This window comes from Bradyrhizobium sp. Ai1a-2, from assembly GCF_000426245.1.
GTDB lineage: Bacteria > Pseudomonadota > Alphaproteobacteria > Rhizobiales > Xanthobacteraceae > Bradyrhizobium.
Genome location: NZ_AUEZ01000109.1, coordinates 1 through 17,348, shown reverse-complemented (window position 1 = coordinate 17,348; position 17,348 = coordinate 1). Strand labels below are relative to the sequence as shown.

The following is a 17,348-nucleotide window of genomic DNA, read 5'->3' as shown; positions in this document are numbered from 1 at the left end:
CTGCCTCGACAGCTTCCGTCGTTGGGGGCGTGCTCGGCACAACTATCGCAGGGACGAATGTCGGGCCGATCGAACCCTCTCCAGCCCGATGATTGGAGGCCAAAGTTTTGCGCCAATTCAGCAGAAGCTGACGTGAGATCCCGTACCGGCGAGCGGTCGCCGAAACCAGTCGTGGCCCCGCGAAGCTCTCCTCTACGATCCTGAGTTTCTCCGCACTCGTCCAGCGTCGCCGCCGACCGGTCTCCACCACCTCTATGCGGCTCAGCACCGCACTGTCCTTATGCACGTCCATAAGGACAGTCAGCTACGCAGCCGACCTTTTCACAAGGCGGCCTTGCTCGGGTGCGTACGTTGTTTTTGAAGGATAACTAGCATGTCCGGTGTTGCTGCCGCCTTTCTGTTGCCTTCAAGTCATTCGCAACAGACGGTTTACGATCGGCTCAAGCACATGCTTCCGAAACTTGCCCTTCGTGGACAAGCGGGATTCGGTCTTGCCGCCCTCTCGCATGAACAATGCGTTCGATACACAAAGTGGTCTCAGCCGCCACGCGAATTAGCAACGATCGATTATAATGAACATGTTGCGCATTTTCGCCCTCGTGTTGCGATTGCACATATTCACAGTCCTTGCAGGGAACAGGATGCGAACGACGTTCAGCCTATTCACAATCACAAAGCGGGCTTCCGCCGCTTGGCGATTTCTCTAGACGGGGCTTTGGTCAACGCTGGTGAACTTAGGGAAGAATTGTTCGCTCAAGGGCATAGCTTTGACGGCAAAACGGATGCCGGAATCAGCCGTTGCCTGAGGTCACATCATGAAACCGGCTCTTGTATTCGATTGGAACGGCACGCTTCTCGACGATGCCGACGCGGTGCTGCAAACGACCAATGCCATTCTAGGACGCTTCGGTCGCACTTCTATCGATATGCAGACCTTTCAGGAACAGTGCGAGGTACCGTTTTCGGTGCTTTACCGCAAGCTCGGAATGTCGGAAGGTGAAGTCGCGATCGTCGATAGTGATGACGGCGCTATTTTTCACGACACCTATGAACCGCTAGCGGGCGAAGCCGATCTGCGCGAAGGTGCGCGCGACATTTTGGAAACGGCACGTCAACACGCGGTTTCAACCATCATTCTCAGCAACCATATAGTCGACCCTCTCCGATCCCAAATGCGAAGGCTTGGAATCGACGATTGCGTCAACGAGGTTCTGGCCTTTGAAAGCCGCGCCACTCAGTATAAAAGCATGAGCAAAGGCGAACGGCTTCGCCTGTATATGCAAGCAAACAATCTGACCCCGGAGTGGACCTTCATCATCGGCGACATGCCAGTTGAAACAGACATTGGCCGCGACCTCGGGCTTATCAGCATATCCATTACCGGCGGATTTGTTTCCGAGTCGCGTTTGCAGGCGGCGCAACCGGATTACATCATTCATGACCATCATGAGCTGCTGCCCATTTTGCAGGGGCACCGCTTTTTCCGGAATGCATAGCCCATGATGACTGAAAAGCCGCTAACACCCTCCCCTCTTTCGACGGCGCGACAACGGATTGGTCTTATCGGCGCAGGACGCATGGGAACCGGCATAGGTATCAGCCTTTTGCGTCACGGCATTGAACTGCATGTTAAAGCCAACAAAGACCGGATCGGGGCGGACCGTTTGATCGGCACGGGTGCCTGCGAACAGGCTTCCATTGCGGAATTGGCGCGGCATGTAGATGCCGTCGTTTTGTCCTTGCCCTCAAGTCAGGCGAAACCGCAATACCCGTACCGGTTCTGGCCGCCGCCGCGCAAAAGCTACATGCCTCAGTTGCCGAGGGCAAAGGTAAACTGACCCTACCTCATCTCGCGCTTTCCATAGATTGTTCGGGCTGTTAGCCGCGAAGCAGGAAATCGAGCCTCCGATTTTGCCACTCACGAGGCCTAGAATAATCTCGGTGCACGGTTGCCGCCCGATCTGCGGAAATGCTCTTGTGAGGTGACTTGCCTTTGATGGCAGCAAAAGTTCGGGTGCGCTGAGCTTTGGACAAGCCTTGTGAGCCGCGGGACGACAAGGATTGGTTTGTTGTTTTGTCGCATTCATCCGTGCGGCTTCGAACAAGTCCTCTATACACTACTTGGTCGTTCCACTAAGAAGCTGACCGTCCGAGTTCGGCGCTGACCTTGCTACGCGGCCTGTTACAACAGTGGGAGCCTTCCCCATTTGCCGAGATCACGACGGGAGCGGCTTCAATGGCGGTATCAACGGCGGTTCGGGCTCGATCCAGAGTTGCCGGGACTTCCCGGGCATCACACCGGAAGGTTGCTGCCCTGATGCAAGCAGTGAGATCGTCGATCGGCAGATCAGCGCTCAGCGGCGGCGCCGCGGTGACGAGCACCAGCGGTTTCCAGCTGATCGCAGACGAGGATGAGCGGGTCGATGGTCCCGGATGTATCGCGGGGCTCAACGACCAGCCGCCAGGCGCCCCGAAAACACAGGCTGGAACCTGATGGAGCCCGAGATCGCCGTCATCGAGAGGGGCCGTCAGGTTTTGATTTGGTGACCCGGGCGGCTCAACTAAAACTCGGCCGGCCGGTGGTTCTCAAATGCTGATCTCCTCGCGTTCAGACAGCGGCTCGAGCCCCCGGCCCCTCAGGGCTCTTGCTTGAGCTATTCGCTGCGCAAAGATTGCCTATGCGCCTTCCATGCTTTTCCGGGAGCGCCGGCTCTAGCGTTGCTCAAGCCCGCACTGCGCGCCGTCAACATGTCTCGGTGTTGGTCGCTCTCAGCGTTACTGAGCTCCGCAAGCACATGCCCTCGCGCGCTGGTTCGCAAGCTTGATGCGCCGTGTCGCGCAGGTCGGCACAGCCGTTCCGAGGCATCTGCGTCCGTCGCAACATTGTTCAGACCGGCACTAGGAGAGCCGCTGTAAAGCTTCAGGAAAGCCCGACTTCGCTCAAGCAACTGCCGTCTTTTACCTTTCGACCACGGGCGCAACATTGTGCAGTCGGCTGACTCTCCGCTGCCCTGGACTTGCTACCCTGTACTTCGAATTTCGAAATATTGTGTTGCATCTCGTGTTCGATATCGCCACAAGTTAATGGCGGGACCGCATAAATTGCAAGCGTCGTTTGCTTGTTTTCTGTCCTGAGGCGTTGCGCGGACCGCGCGGAAAGGCGCCGCGTTGAAGATGACATTGACGATTGGTACCGACGGCGCCTTCATCATCGTCAAACAGTCTTCAAGCTCGCACGAGAGGCGACCGCTTCACATAAGCTCCATCTTGTGACGGTCGCGCGTCCGGTTGAAGACGGCGATGTCGGACGCCCGACAATGCGGGCCCGCCATTTCACACGGCACGCTGTCCACTTATGCGGGTTTCGCTCTCGTCAAGCAAGGCGCACACCATACTGCGCGAGCGGCACGCCGTTTGCTGGGATGAGCAGCAAAGAGCGGCCGCGGACAAAACGGTCGCGGCGGCTCCGTCCGAGGACGTTCTCGATGAGACTTGCCCGATTGATCCTGATGGACGCAACTCTGATCCTACCTATGCCCGGAAATGCGGAAGCGGCGAACATCGATGTCGCGGGCGCCGCAAACTTCACCGAGCCAGCGAAGATTGCAGCGTCGTTTAAGCAGAAGACCCGGCACGATGTTCTGTTGCGCTTTGGCGCGAGTGGACAGCTTTATAGCAAGACTACCCAAGGCGCACCATTTCAGGTGTCTCTCGGCCAGCGGCTCCCGCCCGAACAAACTGATCAGGCACTGTCTCGCTGTTCCGGATAGACGCTTCACCCACGCGAGCGGTAAGCTCGCGCTCTGTAGTTCGACTGCAAACTTCCTAAATGGCACGGAGACGCTTGAGAGGAATTCTTTTGCAAAACTGTGTTTCTACAATCCGGCCGCGCCACCTTATTGCGCAGCTGCGGTGCAGGCGATCGAAGAGCTCGGTGTGCATGAGACGATGCACCCGAAGGTACTCGAGGGCGAAAGACGCGCCTTGATCGATTTTCTCAAAGAGCCGAAAGCTCGCCCGATCACAGCGCGGTATAGCTGCATGAGAGACGGCCAGAGTTGATGCGCATGGAGGGCTTTTCGGCGGAGATCTGGCAGTCCCTCGGGCTCACGATCGAGCTCGCGACCCTGACGACCGCGATACTGCTAATCGTTGGTACACCGCTCGCGTGGTGGCTAGCACGCTCGAAGAGCCTTTGGACCGAGGCGGTGGCCACGATCATCGCGCTGCCGCTGGTGCTGCCGCCAACGGTAGTCGGCTTCCACCTGCTGGTCCTGCTCGGCCCGAAGGGCCCCGGCGGCCTTCTCGTCTCTCTCTGGGGCGGTCGCACGCTCGTCTTCACCTTTGCCGGGCTCGTGCTCGGATCGGTTTTGTCCGCGCTGCCTTTGGTGGTGCAGCCTATCCGCAATGCTTTCGTTACCATGGGCGATCGCCCGCTGGAAGTTGCGGCCACTCTGCGCGCCTCTCCGTTATATGCCTTCTTCACGGTCGCCCTGCCCCTGGCGCGACCGCGTTTTCTCACGGCGGCAGTACTCGGCTTTGCGCATACAATCGGCGCATCTGGCCTCGTGCTGATGATCGGTGGCAACATTCCTGGGCGCACCAAAGTGCTATCCGCCTTTCTCTTTGACTATATCCAAGCGTCGCGCTGGCGCGAAGCAAGCCAGCATGCCGGTGGCATGGTGATGTTCGCTTTTGCGGCAATCCTCAGCTTAACCTTGATCGACAAATACAGCCGAAGGAGGAGCACGTGAGGACAGCCACGCCAGGCCGGATCGAAATCGCCTTCAAGGGCCAGCTAGGTAGCTTTGCGCTCGACGCGCAGTTCAGCGTACCGGCCAAAGGTGTGGCGGGGATTTTCGGCCCGCCAGGCTCCGGCAAGACCACGGTGGCGCGCTGCATTGCAGGCCTCGAGGATTTACCTGACGGTTTCTGCGCGATCGATGGCGAGGTGTGGCAGAGCAGGACCACCTTCCGCCCACCTCATCTGCGCCCCATCGGCTATGTGTTCCAGGAGACGAGCCTTTTTCCCCATTTGTCGGTCAGACGCAACTTGCTTTACGGCGCGCCCAAAGCCGAACCGACGCCGATCGCCTTTGAGCAGACGGTCGAAGTGCTCAGCATAACACCGTTGCTCGACCGCTTGCCGGCGCATCTTTCCAGTGGCGATCGACAGCGGGTCGCCATCGGTCGCGCGCTGTTGTCACAGCCAGACTGCTTGTGATGGACGAGCCGCTTGCCCCGCTTGACCGCTGCGCCAAGGGTGAGATTCTGCCGTTCCTCGAGCGCCTGCATGAGAAGGTCGCGATTCCGGTGATCTATATTAGCCATGACATGGCTGAGATCGAACGCTTTGCTGATCATCTCATCATCATGGAGGGGGGCATGGTGACCGAGGCCGGACCGCTGCATGACTTGCAGACCGATCCTGCGCTACCGCTTGCGGCGAGCCGCGAAGCCGCTGTCAGCCTTGATGCCGTCGTCGGCGGCTATGACGGGCGGTATGGGCTGCTCATCCTCCGTGTCAAAGGTGCGCGCCTGCTGGTACCGGCGGCACCGCTTACACCCGGCGCGCGCCAACGGCTACGCATCGCAGCCAGCGACGTCAGCGTCGCACGCGAAGCGCCGCGTGCAAGCTCCATCCTCAATGTCTTTCCGGCGCGCATCAAAGCCTCTTTGCCGCTCGGCGCAGGTGAGGTCACGCTGGTGCTTGCGCTGGGCACCGAGGGCTCGGGCACGCAGATTTTGGCGCGCATGACGCGTTTCTCCTTTGATTCGCTAGCTCTCAAGGATGGAATGGACGTATTCGCTCAGCTCGAGGGCGTTTCGCTCGTGGCGGCCTCTGAACCGCCACTGCTGGCCACCGCTTCCAAGACAGGAGAAGATGCTGAACAGGCAAGCGCCGCGGCCTGAACTCGCAAAAAGAGGATCAAGCCGATGATCACTAGCTTCGCCGATCCCAACGACTCGCGGCAATGCTTTACCGGCCTGAAACAGGACGTCGATATGCTGCTCGCCGACTTAGCCCGGGATCTCGTACGGCAAGACGTGCGCGTCGGCGGCATCGACCAGCAAGATTCAAGGACGCAAAGGGCAGGAAGACCATGCTCGCCCTCGACGTTGCGAGGGGGCACAAACTTCGATCTGACCGCCACTCGACAGCGGCGCCATGTCCTGCAGCTCGACACTAAAGGATTTGCCGACGCTGGAGTTTTCGTGTCCCGCGCAATCACCGAGCAGATCGATCTCCTCGTAACAATTCTCCAATTGGGGGCGTCCGGCCGGGACTGCCCACGAATTTGCTGATGCGATCATCAGTGGCGTGCCGCTCCTCTCCGCAGTCCCCGAAAATGTTTTCCGACTGGCAAATTTCGACCGACGTGTGATGCTGCTGTGCGAGCGCAAGGTCGTGGAGGGATGGTGGCGCGACATTGCAGGCGCCTGCCGCGCATCCGCGCGCGTTGCATCGCGACAGCGGCTGCGGCGATCTATCGGCCATCACATCCAATGACTTGATCACCGCCGCGACGGGATCGCCGACTTTGAGCCCGAGATTCGTCCACCGCCTCATTGGTGATCGAGGAAAACACCGTCAGTCCCGGTTCTGCCCACCGTCACGCGGGGTACGCTTTGTGACGGCCGATTGGGCCTGGGCGATTGAGAACGAATGGCATATGACTTGCTTCGCTGATGGTGGAATCGTCACTCTTCGAAGCAATCTTGTGAGGACAACATGCTTGGAATTGGAAGTCAGTTGCCGTCGTTCGAGATCACAGGCGTGAAGCCCGGCTTTCAAGCACAGGAGGAGAACGGGCAGAGCGCGTTCGAGACGCTGACCGAAAACAGCTTCCCCGGAAAATGGAAAATTATCTTCTTTTATCCCAAAGATTTCACCTTCGTCTGCCCGACAGAAATCGCCGAGTTCGCCCGACTGTCCAACGATTTCGCCGACCGTGATGCGGTCGTTCTGGGTGGCTCGACCGACAACGAGTTCTGCAAGCTCGCCTGGCGGCGCGCCCACAAGGATCTGCACGGTCTGCCGATCTGGCAGTTTGCCGACACCAAGGGCGGGCTGGTCGACGGCCTTGGCGTGCGGTCGCCCGATGGCGTCGCCTATCGCTATACATTCATCGTCGATCCCGACAACACTATCCAGCACGTTTATGCAACCAACCTGAATGTCGGCCGCAGCCCGAAGGACACGTTGCGCGTATTGGACGCGCTACAGACCGACGAGCTCTGCCCCTGCAACCGCGAGATCGGCGGCGAAACGCTGAAAGTTGCCTGAGGTCTCATGTCTATGTCTATCGAGCAGTTGAAGGACCAGATTCCGGATTTCGCCAAGGACGTCAGACTCAATCTGGCCTCGATGGTGTCGGATGAGACGCTGTCAGCGCAGAGCAAATACGGGCTCTTGTTGGCGAGCGCGATCGCGACCCGCAACTCCGTCGTGACCGCTGTCATGGAATCCGCTGCAGCCAAGGTGTTGTCGCCGGCGGCGATCGCGGCGGCGAAATCCGCGGCCTCAGTGATGGCGATGAACAACGTCTACTACCGCTTCGTTCACCTCGTCTCCAATCTGGAATACAGGAGGATGCCGGCGCGGCTGCGCATGAACGTGGTCAGCAATCCTGAGGTCGACAAGGCCGATTTCGAGCTGTGGTCTTTGGCGGTAAGTGCCATCAACGGCTGCGGCGCCTGCATGGACGCCCATGAGAAGGCACTGCGGGAAGCCGGCGTCCGCTCCGCTGCGATCCAGACGGCCGTGCGCTTTGCCGCGATCGTGCAGTCGGTTGCGGTTGCGATCGAGGCGGCCGGCCGCAGCGTAGTCCAGGCAGCGGAGTAATCCATCCTCTCCCCGGTGTTGGCGGCGAGAGGGTGTTGGCGGAATCAAAATCAGTTTGATTATTAAACGATTTCAGAGCGCACGCTTGAAACAGTGCTTTAGCGATTTCAATAGCTGGTGGTTTCCAAATAAGGAGCAGCAGTCATCGCAAGGCGATAACTGAGGCTCCGAGATTTCTGCCAGCATTTCTTCATGCGTGCAATTGACATGGATAGAGTTCCTTTTGAGAGAGGGCGATCATTATTGTTTCCTGAAGACACCGGTGACGCGGCCGCGAGCGTCTGGTGCACGAAGAAGGCCGGCTCGCAAGCTTCGCATTGCGGGCTGGCCTAGCCTTTGAGGGGCTCTGGATGGACGATCACGTTCAGGTGCCGCCATGGATCGGCGCCTCCCGCTCTTCTGCAGCCCAGGCCGGATGCAGCCAGCACGCCGGCGAGCCCTGGCTGCGCGATGCCCCCGTGAACACCGATAGTTGCTTTCATCTTGCCCTGAAACGAGCCCGTCACCTCGCTCGCAGGAGCTCCAGGTCCATATGCGAGAGCAGCTCGCCAAACTCTCCCGGGGTACGACCGGGCCAAGGCATTGAAAGCTACGCCGGATGGGTATCTTGCACGATCTCCTCGTTGCCGCTCTCCCGACGTACCTTACGTTGCTCCCTGTTGTCCTTCATCCTTGCTTTGTGCGTCGTCTTTGCGACTGCCTCGGCCCAGCTTGATGGTATTGACCTTGGGCCTCACCAGCCGGAATTGACGCGCTCGACAATCATGGACCGTTCGAACTCAGCGAAGACGACGCACAGCTGGAATATGGCCCGCGCTGTTGGGGGTCGTGGTGTCGATCGCCTGCTGATGCAAATACAGATTACAATTCAGGGCCTGCAGTTCGTTCAGCAAGCCGACCAGGTCCTGTAGGCCGCGGCCCAGCCGATCTACCGAGCAAGCCGCCATCACGTATATGCGCCGCGCTGTGGCGGGCCCGACGGTCGCGTTCCGGTGGGATGTCGCGGCCTTCTCGAGGCGAGGACTTCTTGAGCGGCGAATTTTAGTGGAAACCTAACGTGAAGGGCGCGTGCGTCTTGGTGGGTTTAGCCCTTGGCCCGCGGCTGGATTCTGACGTCATCAATATGCTTCCCGAGCCTAAGCTGCCCGACTAACCAGCGGGGCTGCTTGCCTTCGGTCCAGGTTTCTGATGGCTGATCAGGATTGCGGTATTTTGGCCGGACTGTCGGGTATGGGCGATGCCCTGGGACCGGAGCCCGCAACCGCCTCAGGCACTCATCTAGCAGCAATTTCTCCTGCTGCATTCTGCAGCAAGACCTCCGAAATATTGACGTGCAACGTCCACAGCTCGTCGGTATTCAATCGCTCTATTCGGATTCGTTTCATCACAGCTAGTGCATCACTGTTTTGCCATTGGTCGTTTTCTGTTCCCGGTGAGCTTTGAATTCCGCCAGGAGCTTTTCCGGATCTAAGGTTTCCGCTCGCCTGACCTGCTCTCTCAACCAAAGTAACTCGGCATACTGTTCGAGTAGATCGGGCGAATACCGCTGCAGCATCAGTCGTTGTCTCCTCGAAATTCGGATCACTTCTGAAACTCCTGATGCGCACGTAATGATTGTCTTCTAGTTCGTTCGCCCGTTATTGTCCATGGAACATACCGACGGGGGGCCGTAAACTCGCCCGCAAGCAAAACGGCCGCTGAGAAGTTCAGCCCCATTCCGTGAAATTGCTTCGGTGAAATTGCCTGCGCCGATTGAGAGCTACTCTAAGCAAACCTGTACCGTTTGCAGATTCCGGACAACTACGGTCAAGGATCGATCCGACTAGCGGCGCTCCTGATATTGCCGCACGGCTTCGTTGACCTTCTCACGGGTTCCTACACCGATGCCGTACTCGATCGTCTCGTCCATAACACCCATCGTCTCGATCTCTCCAGCGAGAGCTTGCGTCGAACGCGATCGCAGCAAAGCCGGCAGGCCGCAGATTCGTGGCGCGGCACCGAAAACACAAGCTGGCGTGGAAGCAGTGATACCCTACACGAAGAGCAACTAGCACGTGGCGTCCGACTGCACGCTGCAGCGCGTGCATAAAAAACAAAGAAGTTCAAGATTTTAGATCTGCTGGCAAAGGATTTTTCTTGAAATTTTCCCCGGTAGTCTCAGTCCCGCCAACCTTGCCTCGTTCGAAGCACTCAACGCCCATCGCCGCACCACCACGCCGCCGCCGCCGCCGCGCCGGAGGTCGCGGCCATCCCCTAGCTCAGGACCTCACCGGGTTTGCCAACTACTGGTTAGATAGGGGATTGAGCGCGCTGAACCATCTGGTTCTGGATTACAGTAAACTGTACAAGTACGTGAGCGGGCACAGCACAGTGGCGAAGCTTTGGGGTTCGCCGCCGCCGCGGGGATTCATTTTGGAAGATGGTCGGAAAGGCTGGATTGCAGACGCAAGTCTATGAACGCAACGCCGGCAACAAGGAGAAAAAAGTCGACGTAGCGATCGCCATCACGATGATGGAAGATGCCTACATTGTCACAAAGGACAATGATGACATCCTGCCGTCGCCAGCGATTCCGATTACGTACCAATCGTTGCGAAGCTGATCAACCGTAACCGGTATGAGCTCCCACGTCGGCGGTGATCAGCGGGCGGGTGCGTAGCGGGTCGGCATTCAGTATTGGCGCATGGCCTCGGCAGTCCGAGCAGCGGACGGCCCTGATCGCGACAGTGCAGCAGGATGGGCGTATTGCCGCATCTAGCTATGCTCCCGATAGACCTATTGCTGTCTCATCTATTTTGTTCCCTAGCCAGGGAGCGAAGGAAGCCGGTCGCACAACCGGTGGGCATTTCGAGCGCGCCGACGTCGCGCTCGGTCGTCGACTGAGCGCTTGCAAAGCCAACAGCCCGGTGATCGGGCGTGGTCAAGGCCGCCAGCCGCCGAATGCGGTGGCGCAGCGCGCCAGCCTTGAGGACGGTCGATCACCGGGCACTTCACACCGCCGTTTCTTCATCGAGCAGCGCCGAGCCGACCATGCCGCGGTGGCCGGCGACAAAGACCGTTTTGCCTTTCAGCTCAAACGGCGTTCTTGCCATGGGCGACCTCCTGCCTCGCCTCGGCGAGGTCACTCGCGACCATTTCCTTCACGAGCTGGGCAAAGCTGGTCTTCGGCTTCCAGCCGAGCTTCTCGCGCGCCTTGCTGGCGTCGCCGATCAGAAGATCGACCTCGGTCGGGCGGAAATAGGTCGGATCGATGCGGACCACGGTCTTGCCGGATTTTGTGTCGACACCGGTTTCGTCGACACCCTTCCCGCGCCACTCGATTCCGCGGCCGACTTCGGCAAACGCAAGTTCCACGAATTCGCGCACCGAGCGCGTCTCGCCGGTCGCCAGCACGAAATCGTCAGGAGCATCCGCCTGCAAAATTCTATGCATGCCCTCGATATAATCCCGCGCATGACCCCAGTCGCGCTTGGCCTCGAGATTGCCGAGGTAAAGCGTGTCCTCGAGACCGACCTCGAAGCGGGCGACGCCGCGGGTGATCTTGCGGGTGACGAAGGTCTCGCCGCGAATCGGGCTCTCGTGGTTGAACAGGATGCCATTCGAAGCATAGATGCCGTAGGCCTCGCGGTAGTTCACCGTGATCCAGTAGCCGTAAAGCTTGGCCACGCCATAGGGCGAACGCGGATAGAACGGCGTGGTTTCCCGCTGCGGCACTTCCTGGACCAGGCCGTAAAGCTCCGACGTCGAAGCCTGATAGAACCGCGTCTCCTTTTCCATGCCGAGGATGCGGATCGCCTCCAAGAGACGCAGCACGCCGACGGCATCGGCATTCGCCGTATATTCCGGGCTCTCGAAACTCACGCCGACATGGCTTTGCGCGGCAAGATTATAGATTTCGGTCGGCCTGATCTGCTGCATCAGCCGGATCAGGTTGGTCGAGTCCGTCATGTCGCCATAATGCAGCAGGAACGGCACGTTGCCGGCATGGCGATCCTGATAGAGGTGATCGACGCGCGCCGTATTGAACGACGACGACCGGCGCTTGATGCCGTGGACGGTGTAGCCGAGGCCGAGCAGATATTCAGCGAGATAAGCGCCGTCCTGGCCGGTGACGCCCGTAATCAGCGCGACGCGTCGCTTGGAGTCCTGAACCGCCATATCCTCTCCGAGAGCGCGGAACTGCGCCGGTTGCGAACGGCTCGGTCTGTAGCATCCGCCCTCGGCGAAGTCTAATATCCTAACGTTAGGAATCTGGTCTCATCTCTTTGTTTGAGCATGATCTCCGCGCAAACGCTTCGCGTTTGTCGCGAGGGAAAACCGGCTTCCACTTTTCCGGCTCTTGCTCTAGGCGCCAAGCTTTCGGGCAGACGCGGCGCCGAGCCGGTCGGCTGGGACTATTCGCCGTAGTGGCGGAGACGTTCAAGGTCGACGATCGTCACACCCCCATATTCCAGCCGCAACAGCCCCTCTTTCTCGAGCCGCTTCAGGCACTGACGCGAGATCCCGGAAAGCGCCCCGATTTCCTCCTGCGTGATCTCGAGATGGCGCGAGAGCTCGGGGCAAAGAATTGGATTGGGAGGCAATGGAACGCGCCAGACGCGCAGGTGATAGGGCTGTAGGGCTGCACTGGGCAGATGTGGTGGAGATAGTCATCGGCCATTGCCTCGATCGACGAAGCAGACCCCTCACTATCGACGAAGCCCCGGGCCTGCACGCCGTAGAGGGAGCGGCCCGGCAGATGCGGCAGGAGACCGGACAGTGGCGATATGGGATTCGCCGCCGCCGGGCGATTCATTCTGGAAGGTGGTCGACAAGGCTGGATTGCAGACGCAGGTCTATCAACGCAACGTCTGGGCTATTGGGCTCGGCGCCACGACCCACGACACGCAAGCAGGACAGGTCGAGGCGCCGCACGATGGTCGCCGGCGTCCAGTTCGTTGCGACCGCGAGCGCGAAGTCGGCGCAAACGTGATCGTGCGCGATGGCGGCTGATCGTGGCTAGCCACGCGCTGGGCTCCGCGACGAACCGCAGCGTCGGCAAGAACACGACCAGGAACCCGCCGATCAGCGGCGCCAGGACAAAGCCGATCAGGCCCATGTCGTGGTACGTCGGCAACCAGTTCACACCTTGTCGCCGCCGCGCGTTAGCGCGATCGCGGCGCCGTTGGCCGGCGCGCTCACGTCGGTGACGCGGACGCCCTTGCGGAACGACGTGCTACCCGGCGTGAACTGCAGGAACAGCACGTCATCCGGAGCCGGACGGCCGAGCGGCGCCACTGCAGGCAGGGCATCGCGAACCAGCTCGGTCGATTCCACGCGCTCGAGCGCCCGCGCACGACCGCGCAGCGCGCGAAGCATCGCCTGCGTGCCGAGCGATACGACCATCATGCGAGCGCCGCTGATCGGCGCGATCTTGGCCGTCGCGTTGAGGTAGGACTCGAGCCGGCCGATGCCAAGCGGCGGATACATCGGCACCGGCACCAGACCCGCCGCGACCGCGCCGAGAAAACACAGCACGAAGTCATCACCTTCGGAGATGACCAGCGCAACCTGCGAACGAACGTGAACCGGTCCTCCTGATGGTCGAGGCGGTTCACCAGCACATCGACCAGCGTCGAAGCGTCTGCCATATGCAGCCTTCGCTGCTTTTGACCACCGCACATCGTCGAAGGCTGTCGAACGCAGCTCCGATAAATCAAAAGGATTTGGAGAACCATACGAACGTTTGCAGTCCGCGTCGCTTCGTCTCGTAATGATTGTATCATCCAATGCGTGCTCTGCTAGGTTGCTTTTTCGCACACGATCGGTCCCAAAACTGAGTTCAAGAGCCCGGCTGGGCCGAAACGAATTGCCGCTTTTTTGTGCCAAATATTCTAATTTGTACCAAATATTCTAAGCTGTCGCGCCAGAGGAGCCAGACGGTCTACGATCATGCGTAACCAGATCACCAAGTTCGGACATTCAACGGCGCAGTTCGTTTTCGGTAGCATTGCTCTGGCGTTGGTGACGCTAACTTCCTTGTACCTGCACACCCCTTTCGCTGCGACTGCATTCGCCTATTTGGTGGTGATATTGCTGTTTTCGCTGATGGGCAGCTTCATCGCATCAGCCGCGCTTTCAATCGTGTCCGTCAGTGCCTTGGCCTACTTCTTTACGCCGCCTACTTTCAATCTCCGGATCGACGATCCGCAAGGTCTTCCGGTGGTTGTCGCTTTCCTTATCGTCTCAATTGTGGGAACGCAGCTGATCGGAAAGGTCCGCCAGGAAAGGGAGGCTGCGCTTGAGGCCGCCGCCAGGCACCGGCGCAGCGAGGCCAATTTGCGCGACCGCGAGAAACAGTGGCGTGAAATCTTCGAGCATAACCCCGTCATGTACTTCATGGTCGATGCCGCCGGAACAGTCCTAAACGTTAATACCTTTGGCGCAACGCAACTCGGCTATGTGCCCGCGGAGCTGGTCGGCCAATCCGTGCTTAAGGTCTTTCTAGAAGAAGATTGTGCGTTTGTTCGCAAATGCGTCGGGGTGTGCGTTGAAGCGGTCGGCCAATCGCACACTTGGGACGTCCAGAAGGTCAGGAAGGACGGCTCGGTGCTGTGGGTGCGGGAAAACGCTAAAGCCATGCAGTGGGCCGATGACAAGCTCATCGTCCTCATCGCCTGCGAAGATATCACCGAACGAAGGCGGGCCGAAAATGCCCTGCAGCGGAGCGAAAGCCATTTGGCCCAGGCGCAGGAATTGAGTCGCACCGGCAGCTTCGGCTGGAACGTCGCTACCGGCGAGATCATCTGGTCAAAGGAGACCTTTCGTATTTTCGAATATGATCCGGCGACGAAACCGACCCCGCGACTTATCGTTGAACGCACCCATCCAGAAGATCAAGCTGCCGTCAAAGAGACTATCGATCGAGTGTGCCGAGACCAAAAGGATTTCGAGCATGAATACCGACTGCTGATGCCGGACGGCTCGGTCAAGTACCTCCACGCGCTGGCACAAGCCACTAGGACTGCATCTGGCGATATCGAGTTAGTCGGAGCTGTGATGGACGTCACGGCTGTAAAGCAAGCGGAACAGCAGCTTCGCCGCAGCGAGGCCTATCTCGCCGAAGCCCAGCATCTCAGTCACACTGGCAGCTGCTCCTGGGACGTGCGCCGTCGCGATTTTGTGTATCGCTCTGCCGAGATCTATCGTCTGTTTGGCTTTGATCCGGAAGAGGCTGTATCGGTAGAGGCCATCCAGTCGCGTATCCCGGCAGACGACTTGCAGCGGCTTGGCGAAGCGGTGCGTCAGGCTATCCAAGAGAAGAGAGGGTTCGAGTTTGATTTTCGAATCCTTCTTCCCGATGGCGCAATAAGGCGCATACATTCCGTAGCACATGCCGTGATTGGCAGCGACGGCGACGTCAGCGAGCTCATCGGAACGCATATGGATGTCACCGAGCAACATGCGGCCAAGGAAAAGCTGGAAAAGGCTCTTGCGGCACTACGCGAAAGCGAGCAGCGCTTTCGCGACTACGCCGAAACGGCCTCCGACTGGCTCTGGGAGACCGGGCCGGACCATCGAGTCACCCTCCTGTCGGAGCACACCAGGACCGCCGGCATTCTGGCTTCGGGCCTCACCGGCCTGCTTCGCTGGGAGATTGCGCGCGACACTGACTCGGAACCCGAGAAATGGCGGCAGCATCGGGCGATGCTCGACGCACATCTTCCATTTCGCGATCTGGTGTATCGCACCGTCAACCGAATGGGATCTCCGGTCTACGTCCGGACCAGCGGTAGGCCATTTTTCGATGCAAGCGGCAAATTTCTCGGCTATCGCGGCGTCAGCACCGACATCACCGCAACCATCCGCGCTGATCAGGCCGAACGGGAACTGCGGAAGGCACAGGCGGAGCTTGCGCATGTGACGCGCGTGACGACACTGGGGGAACTGACAACGTCCATCGCACACGAAATTAACCAGCCGCTCGCCGCGATCATCAACAACGCCGGGGCGTGCCTCGGTTGGATTAATCGTGAAACTCCTGACCTTTCCGCCGCGTGCTCCTCGGTGGAGTGGATCATCGAAGACGCAACCCGAGCGAGCGAGGTGATCCACCACATCCGCGCACTTGCGAAGAAAGGTGAGATCGAGATGGTACGGCTCGATATCAATGACGTCGTCAAGGAGGTCATCGCGCTTGTGACACGTGAGCTGGTTAGCCATAAAGTATCGTTGCGAACCGAGTTGGCGCCTGCCCTCCCCACGATCCTCGGTGACCGGGTTCAACTGCAGCAGGTGATTATCAATCTGGTGATGAACGGCATTGAGGCTATGCAAACGGTAAAGGATCGACCGCGCGAACTGGTGGTTCGGTCATCCCAGGACGATATGGGGCGCGTATGCCTCGCCGTGACTGATCACGGCGTCGGGATCCCCGAGGGTGATACGGATCGCGTCTTCGACCCCTTTTTCACTACCAAATCGAGCGGCCTTGGAATGGGCCTTTCGATCTGCCGTTCGATCGTGGAAGCTCACGGAGGGCGCCTTTCGATGGTCCGCAAGCAGGAGCCGGGCGCGACGCTTCAATTTGTCCTGCCGTTGCATAAAGAGGTCGTGTCGTGATCGGACGCTCGCCGCGCGACGGCAGCAACGCCGAGGACTTGAGCAGAAGCGCGATCGTCTTTCGTTGTCGAGGACGACGTCTCGATGCGTCGGTCGTCCGCAAACCTTTTTCAATCGTTGGGCCTTGACGTCGTTGCGTTCGGATCGGCCCAGGAAATGCTGCAGGGCAAGTTTCCGGATGTTGCAAGCGGCCTGGTCCTAGTCATCAGGGCTTCCGGGATTGAGCGGCCTTGACCTCCAGGCTGAGCTGGCAAACTTGAACATTCACATTTCGATCGTTTTTCGTCACTGGCCACGGCGACATTCCCATGAGCGTCAGGGCAATGAAGGGTGGAACGGTCGATTTTCTTACTAAGCCATTTCTCGATCAGGAGCAGCTTGATGCCGTGGTCGCGGCGACCGAACGGATCGCGAGAGGCGGGCACGCTAGCTTCAAGAATCGCAGCGCCATCTATAGTTAGGCCCGGAACCTGTGGCTCCGGGATAAGCAGAATGCGACATGCGGAAATCGAAATAGTTGAAGCGCGTTGCAAGTTTGATGGTGACCCTGAGTTCTGCGCCAGGAATTTAAGAGGTCGCGGCGCCAGCTAGTGGCTCCGCACAGTGATTTTGACGGATTGGATTGAGGTGGTCAGATAAGTTCCGGCAGACACTTGGGATCGACGAGGACCTCGATACTGCGAGCTGTCCTTTGCTGCCTTTTAATGAGTCCAACTCGTTCCAGCGTCAGCACCATTTGATGAACCGAAGGCGGGCTGACGCGGAAATATTCCCTAATGTCGGCTTCTGCCGGAGGCCTGCGGTGCAGCTTCGTATAGAGGTGGATAAAAGCGAGGTATTGCCCCTGTTTGGTCGTGAAGGTTTTTGCCGAAGGACTCACGCCGGCCATCCGATTCAGTTG

Annotated in this window: 17 protein-coding genes and 3 pseudogenes; 12 read left to right on the top strand and 8 right to left on the bottom strand. The window is 59.1% G+C overall.

Translation table 11 applies throughout. From position 1 onward, the window contains the following. Positions 1-292 (bottom strand): transposase (locus tag K288_RS51375; protein ID WP_084800043.1); only part of this gene is annotated, 292 nt, incomplete at its 3' end. A gap of 523 nt (positions 293-815) precedes the next feature. On the opposite strand from K288_RS51375, the gene K288_RS0138860 reads away from it, so the two are divergent. From K288_RS0138860 to K288_RS0138810, 8 genes and pseudogenes are all read left to right on the top strand, one after another. Continuing rightward, a complete protein-coding gene (locus tag K288_RS0138860; RefSeq protein ID WP_027584311.1) occupies positions 816-1,496 on the top strand; it encodes an HAD hydrolase-like protein in 681 nt (226 codons plus the stop codon). A 3-nt stretch (positions 1,497-1,499) separates the two neighbouring features. Then, complete coding sequence (locus K288_RS0138855) at positions 1,500-1,838, top strand: NAD(P)-binding domain-containing protein (RefSeq protein WP_084800042.1); 339 nt, start codon at positions 1,500-1,502, stop codon at positions 1,836-1,838. 1,647 nt (positions 1,839-3,485) lie between these two features. Beyond that, positions 3,486-3,770, top strand: coding sequence for a substrate-binding domain-containing protein (locus tag K288_RS54395; protein WP_027584309.1), 285 nt, complete (start codon positions 3,486-3,488; stop codon positions 3,768-3,770). Positions 3,771-4,067: 297 nt separating this feature from the next. Continuing rightward, on the top strand, positions 4,068-4,754 hold the full coding sequence (gene modB / locus K288_RS0138835) for a molybdate ABC transporter permease subunit (protein ID WP_027584308.1): 687 nt from the start codon (positions 4,068-4,070) through the stop codon (positions 4,752-4,754). Continuing rightward, positions 4,751-5,913, top strand: a pseudogene (gene modC, locus K288_RS47975) (molybdenum ABC transporter ATP-binding protein). Before modB ends, modC begins: the two are co-directional and overlap by 4 nt. A 24-nt stretch (positions 5,914-5,937) precedes the next feature. Continuing rightward, complete coding sequence (locus K288_RS0138825; protein ID WP_027584307.1) at positions 5,938-6,306, top strand: DUF2478 domain-containing protein; 369 nt, start codon at positions 5,938-5,940, stop codon at positions 6,304-6,306. A 427-nt stretch (positions 6,307-6,733) separates the two neighbouring features. Continuing rightward, a complete protein-coding gene (locus tag K288_RS0138815; RefSeq protein WP_027584306.1) occupies positions 6,734-7,288 on the top strand; it encodes a peroxiredoxin in 555 nt (184 codons plus the stop codon). A 12-nt stretch (positions 7,289-7,300) separates the two neighbouring features. After that, entirely contained in the window at positions 7,301-7,846 is a 546-nt protein-coding gene (locus tag K288_RS0138810) for a carboxymuconolactone decarboxylase family protein (RefSeq protein ID WP_027584305.1), read from the top strand. A 779-nt stretch (positions 7,847-8,625) separates the two neighbouring features. Here the strand turns inward: K288_RS0138810 and K288_RS51370 are convergent. The 3 genes from K288_RS51370 to K288_RS53850 form a co-directional block, all read right to left on the bottom strand. Then, positions 8,626-8,793 (bottom strand): recombinase family protein, encoded by a 168-nt coding sequence (locus tag K288_RS51370; protein WP_244443419.1) that lies wholly within the window; start codon positions 8,791-8,793, stop codon positions 8,626-8,628. A 137-nt stretch (positions 8,794-8,930) separates the two neighbouring features. After that, a complete protein-coding gene (locus K288_RS51365) occupies positions 8,931-9,149 on the bottom strand; it encodes an H-NS histone family protein (RefSeq protein WP_152535895.1) in 219 nt (72 codons plus the stop codon). A gap of 87 nt (positions 9,150-9,236) precedes the next feature. Then, positions 9,237-9,401 (bottom strand): hypothetical protein, encoded by a 165-nt coding sequence (locus K288_RS53850; RefSeq protein ID WP_160169061.1) that lies wholly within the window; start codon positions 9,399-9,401, stop codon positions 9,237-9,239. Positions 9,402-10,283: 882 nt separating this feature from the next. On the opposite strand from K288_RS53850, the gene K288_RS53845 reads away from it, so the two are divergent. Next, a complete protein-coding gene (locus tag K288_RS53845; protein WP_160169060.1) occupies positions 10,284-10,448 on the top strand; it encodes an NYN domain-containing protein in 165 nt (54 codons plus the stop codon). Between the two features lie 470 nt (positions 10,449-10,918). On the opposite strand, the gene gmd is transcribed toward K288_RS53845, so the two are convergent. Both gmd and K288_RS51355 read right to left on the bottom strand, forming a co-directional pair. Continuing rightward, positions 10,919-12,004, bottom strand: a complete 1,086-nt coding sequence (gmd, locus tag K288_RS0138780; RefSeq protein ID WP_027584302.1) for a GDP-mannose 4,6-dehydratase — start codon at positions 12,002-12,004, stop codon at positions 10,919-10,921. 236 nt (positions 12,005-12,240) lie between these two features. Continuing rightward, positions 12,241-12,454, bottom strand: a pseudogene (locus tag K288_RS51355) (helix-turn-helix domain-containing protein); the annotation flags it as partial. Between the two features lie 150 nt (positions 12,455-12,604). Here K288_RS51355 and K288_RS53840 point away from each other — a divergent pair. Further along, positions 12,605-12,838 carry a hypothetical protein gene (locus K288_RS53840; RefSeq protein WP_027584300.1) on the top strand — a complete coding sequence of 78 codons (234 nt, stop codon included), beginning with the start codon at positions 12,605-12,607 and terminating at the stop codon, positions 12,836-12,838. Positions 12,839-12,967: 129 nt separating this feature from the next. On the opposite strand, the gene K288_RS53835 is transcribed toward K288_RS53840, so the two are convergent. After that, a complete protein-coding gene (locus K288_RS53835) occupies positions 12,968-13,507 on the bottom strand; it encodes an AMP-binding protein (protein WP_256378883.1) in 540 nt (179 codons plus the stop codon). 270 nt (positions 13,508-13,777) lie between these two features. On the opposite strand from K288_RS53835, the gene K288_RS0138760 reads away from it, so the two are divergent. Both K288_RS0138760 and K288_RS55145 read left to right on the top strand, forming a co-directional pair. Further along, positions 13,778-16,447 carry a PAS domain S-box protein gene (locus K288_RS0138760; protein WP_027584298.1) on the top strand — a complete coding sequence of 890 codons (2,670 nt, stop codon included), beginning with the start codon at positions 13,778-13,780 and terminating at the stop codon, positions 16,445-16,447. A gap of 38 nt (positions 16,448-16,485) precedes the next feature. Next, a pseudogene (locus K288_RS55145) lies at positions 16,486-16,854 on the top strand (response regulator); the annotation flags it as partial. A 224-nt stretch (positions 16,855-17,078) separates the two neighbouring features. On the opposite strand, the gene K288_RS0138745 reads toward K288_RS55145, so the two are convergent. Further along, positions 17,079-17,336 carry a MarR family winged helix-turn-helix transcriptional regulator gene (locus K288_RS0138745; protein ID WP_027582977.1) on the bottom strand — a complete coding sequence of 86 codons (258 nt, stop codon included), beginning with the start codon at positions 17,334-17,336 and terminating at the stop codon, positions 17,079-17,081. Between the last annotated feature and the right edge of the window lie 12 nt (positions 17,337-17,348).

Bases quoted from the DNA above. Each gene is read 5' to 3' on its own strand.
- K288_RS0138860 (WP_027584311.1), top strand. From the start codon at position 816: ATGAAACCGGCTCTTGTATTCGATTGGAACGGCACGCTTCTCGACGAT.
- K288_RS0138855 (WP_084800042.1), top strand. From the start codon at position 1,500: ATGATGACTGAAAAGCCGCTAACACCCTCCCCTCTTTCGACGGCGCGA.
- K288_RS54395 (WP_027584309.1), top strand. From the start codon at position 3,486: ATGAGACTTGCCCGATTGATCCTGATGGACGCAACTCTGATCCTACCT.
- modB (WP_027584308.1), top strand. From the start codon at position 4,068: ATGGAGGGCTTTTCGGCGGAGATCTGGCAGTCCCTCGGGCTCACGATC.
- K288_RS0138825 (WP_027584307.1), top strand. From the start codon at position 5,938: ATGATCACTAGCTTCGCCGATCCCAACGACTCGCGGCAATGCTTTACC.
- K288_RS0138815 (WP_027584306.1), top strand. From the start codon at position 6,734: ATGCTTGGAATTGGAAGTCAGTTGCCGTCGTTCGAGATCACAGGCGTG.
- K288_RS0138810 (WP_027584305.1), top strand. From the start codon at position 7,301: ATGTCTATCGAGCAGTTGAAGGACCAGATTCCGGATTTCGCCAAGGAC.
- K288_RS51370 (WP_244443419.1), bottom strand. From the start codon at position 8,793: ATGGCGGCTTGCTCGGTAGATCGGCTGGGCCGCGGCCTACAGGACCTG.
- K288_RS51365 (WP_152535895.1), bottom strand. From the start codon at position 9,149: ATGCAGCAGGAGAAATTGCTGCTAGATGAGTGCCTGAGGCGGTTGCGG.
- K288_RS53850 (WP_160169061.1), bottom strand. From the start codon at position 9,401: ATGCTGCAGCGGTATTCGCCCGATCTACTCGAACAGTATGCCGAGTTA.
- gmd (WP_027584302.1), bottom strand. From the start codon at position 12,004: ATGGCGGTTCAGGACTCCAAGCGACGCGTCGCGCTGATTACGGGCGTC.
- K288_RS0138760 (WP_027584298.1), top strand. From the start codon at position 13,778: ATGCGTAACCAGATCACCAAGTTCGGACATTCAACGGCGCAGTTCGTT.
- K288_RS0138745 (WP_027582977.1), bottom strand. From the start codon at position 17,336: ATGGCCGGCGTGAGTCCTTCGGCAAAAACCTTCACGACCAAACAGGGG.